Consider the following 246-nt stretch of genomic DNA (forward strand, 5'->3'; position numbering starts at 1 on the left):
GATGCGCTCAATGAACTCTCGGCCGTCAAACGCGCACGTGCCGGTTGGCCTGCCAAACCAGTCGTTGAGAAACGGCTGACCGGTCGGCGTACGACTGAAGCGGTCCAGCGCGAGCTTGAGCTCAGCAAGTTCGCGGGCGATTGCCACGAGCTCGCGAGGCACGTTGAGCGCAAGCGTGACAGGTGGCGCATCGGATGCGCCCGGTGGCTGCAAAATCGGAGCGAAGGTGCTCATCGCAGATCAGGC

Annotated in this window: 1 pseudogene; it reads right to left on the reverse strand. The window is 63.4% G+C overall.

The features are described 5' to 3' along the window. Nucleotides 1-234 (reverse strand): annotated as a pseudogene (locus KVT39_RS37155) (hypothetical protein); the annotation flags it as partial. Nucleotides 235-246 lie beyond the last annotated feature (12 nt).

It is taken from the genome of Burkholderia sp. GbtcB21, assembly GCF_019091065.1.
Taxonomy (GTDB): domain Bacteria; phylum Pseudomonadota; class Gammaproteobacteria; order Burkholderiales; family Burkholderiaceae; genus Burkholderia; species Burkholderia pyrrocinia_C.